The following is a 2,689-nucleotide window of genomic DNA, read 5'->3' as shown; positions in this document are numbered from 1 at the left end:
CCCTTTGGCTACAGCTTCAAGCCAATTATGATACATGGCATGCCTTGAGGGACATTGATGTCTCTTCTATTCCAACATTAACAGCTAATAAAGTGGATATACAAATGGAACAGAGCCATTAACTACCTCCCCGCCTCAAAGACGAGGAGATAAAATCATGTTTTTAAACTTAAGCTACTTTTACAACAGGGCTTACTAAAACTCGCTTGGCTTCTTCAACAAGCGTTTTATAATATTTGCTCTCTTCTGCTAATGTAAAGGCTTTAACAAGATGCATGTGAAGCGGTCCATAAATATAAACAGCTTTTTCAGTAGGTCCCATTTCATTCCAGTTGCTTGGAAAATCAAAGCGTGTATCACGATCATTATCAATTAATTGGTTTTTTAAATCATAGAAAGCTTTGACGAGGGCTTTTTTGAATGCACGCACCGTATCATTGTTACGCATATAGGTCATGAGTAGAGTGGCTTGTGGTTCGTTGAGAATAGCAACTTCTCTCTTTTGACCACCTTTACCGTCTCTTTTACTCACTTGGATTTCAAATCCAAGTGAACCAAACTCTTCAAAATCCTTACGATTATTGCGTACTAACTGTATAACTGTTTTATGCGTATTACCCACACCCTCTGCAATTTTTAAAGAAGTTGTAACAGCAATACCAGCATTGTTGATTGTCACTAAATTGTTCATGATGAACTCCTAATGGTTTTAATGTCTCTATTGACACCCCCAAGGGTGCCGGGCGTTAGAAACACGGCCATTAGTCCGTCGCTATGTCTTCCCCTCGTGAGAAGGTATTGTATAGCATAGCTACACCCGACAAAATCGTTATATGCCAATAATAGCATAAAAGACAATCAGTATTTTAAATGCATGGGAGAGATCTTACGTGACCTATCCGCTAATGGTTTAGTGTTTCTAGCACTTATGATTCGATTAACATGAGGGTTTATTAGTGTCAATATGCTTTTAAAAAATTATTTTACATATTGTTGTTTTCAAAGGATCGCATTTGAAATGCTACCCTTTACTATTCACTCGCATTTGAAATGCGAGTGAACCAAAATCCTTATGATTTGCTGTTTTAAAGGGTGCGATTTCAAATCCAACCCTCATTTTTCCCATTCATTTTAATTCACCCCTCATTTAAAGGAGCATAAAGTATGGCAATAGGTTTTCTACACGGTGTTGAAGTTGTCGAGGTTGACGACGGCACCCGTCCCCTTCGCGCGGTACAATCGGCAGTTATCGGAATTGTTGGCACAGCGCCAGATGCGGATGAACGAGCCTTTCCTCTTAACACACCCGTTTTGGTAGCAGGCTCTCTTTCACAAGCCGCAAAACTGGATAAAACGGGTAAGCGTCAAGGCACCTTACCCAATGCCCTTGATCTTATTTTTAAACAAGTAGGGGCAATTGTCGTTGTCGTACGCGTGAACGAGGGTGACAACGAAAATGCAACACTCACCAATATTCTGGGTGGTGTAAACGCAAATGGCGCTTATGAAGGTGTTCATGCTTTGATTGGAGCACAATCCATTGTAGGACAAACACCACGCATTCTGATTGCGCCAGGCTTTACACATCAACGCCCTTCCAGTGTGAATATTGAAGAGAATGGAACTGATGCAACTGCCAACCCCGTCGCAGCAGAACTCATTGGCATTGCAGAGCGTCTGCGTGCTATTGTGGTGCTTGATGCACCCAACACAACAGATGAAGCCGCTCTTAGCACAGCAAAGGATTTTGATTCAAAACGCGCCATTCTTATTGATCCATTTGTAAAGGTGAATCGTGATGGAAAAACTATAGAACAGCCGGCAAGTGCAGCGGTTGCTGGTGTCATTGCCAAAACTGATTTTACACACGGTTTTTGGCATTCTCCTTCCAATAAAGTGATTAATGGCATTGTGGGAACTGCGCGCCCTATTGATTTTTCCATTGGTGATCGATCAAGCCGCGCCAACCTTCTCAATGAACAAAACATCACAACCATTATTCGGGAAAACGGCTATCGCCTCTGGGGTAATCGCACCCTTTCAAGTGATACAAAATTTGCTTTCTTATCGGTAGTACGCACCGCAGATATGATCAATGATGCCATTTTGCGCGGGCATCTATGGGCTGTCGACCGCAATATCAAAAAGACCTACATGAATGATGTCAGTGAAAGTGTCAATGCCTATTTGCGTGATTTAAAAGCACAAGGCGCCATTCTTGGTGGGCGCTGTACGCCTGATCTAGAGCTTAATACAGCAAGCGCCATTGAAGGCGGCAAAGTCTATTTCAATGTCGAATTCACACCAACAACACCAGCAGAACACATCACATTCCGTTCACGCATTGTGAATGATTACTTAGAGGAGATCTTTTAATGACCGTACCTGTTTTACCCAGAGTCTTGAAATATTTTAACATTTTTGTCGATGGTATTCCCTATCAGGCAAAATGTGAAAGTGTCACCCTACCGAATTTGAGCTTGGTTGTTGAAAGTTATCGCGGGGGTGGCATGGATAGCTCCATTGAAGTTGACCTTGGTCTTGAAACCCTCACACTTAGCATGACCATTTCTGATTGCTCTCCAGAATTGATGGCACTGTTGGGGCGCACAGATGTCGACATTTCATTACGAAGTTCAATGCAAGCGCAAGGCACACCAGCAGAAGGTGTTGTCATTACCATGAGAGG

3 protein-coding genes are annotated in these 2,689 nt (G+C 42.4%); 2 read left to right on the top strand and 1 reads right to left on the bottom strand.

Features of this window, described 5'->3' with window-relative positions; all coding sequences use genetic code 11:
• Positions 1–169 precede the first annotated feature (169 nt).
• Positions 170–691, bottom strand: coding sequence for a Rha family transcriptional regulator (locus ACFIL3_RS09530; RefSeq protein ID WP_375682162.1), 522 nt, complete (start codon positions 689–691; stop codon positions 170–172).
• Between the two features lie 473 nt (positions 692–1,164).
• Here ACFIL3_RS09530 and ACFIL3_RS09525 point away from each other — a divergent pair, with 473 nt between their 5' ends.
• Both ACFIL3_RS09525 and ACFIL3_RS09520 read left to right on the top strand, forming a co-directional pair.
• Positions 1,165–2,376, top strand: a complete 1,212-nt coding sequence (locus tag ACFIL3_RS09525; protein ID WP_375682161.1) for a phage tail sheath subtilisin-like domain-containing protein — start codon at positions 1,165–1,167, stop codon at positions 2,374–2,376.
• The coding region (locus tag ACFIL3_RS09520) for a phage major tail tube protein (protein WP_375682160.1) at positions 2,376–2,689 on the top strand (314 nt) is incomplete at its 3' end. The genes ACFIL3_RS09525 and ACFIL3_RS09520, both read left to right, overlap by 1 nt.

It is taken from the genome of Bartonella sp. CE47NXGY (assembly GCF_042195415.1).
Lineage (GTDB): Bacteria > Pseudomonadota > Alphaproteobacteria > Rhizobiales > Rhizobiaceae > Bartonella.
The sequence above is the reverse complement of the archived record's forward strand: the minus strand, read 5'-3'. Positions and strand labels throughout refer to the sequence as shown.

What these genes read in the sequence shown, in the direction of transcription:
- ACFIL3_RS09525 (WP_375682161.1), top strand. Translation starts at nt 1,165, where the DNA reads ATGGCAATAGGTTTTCTACACGGTGTTGAAGTTGTCGAGGTTGACGAC.
- ACFIL3_RS09530 (WP_375682162.1), bottom strand. Translation starts at nt 691, where the DNA reads ATGAACAATTTAGTGACAATCAACAATGCTGGTATTGCTGTTACAACT.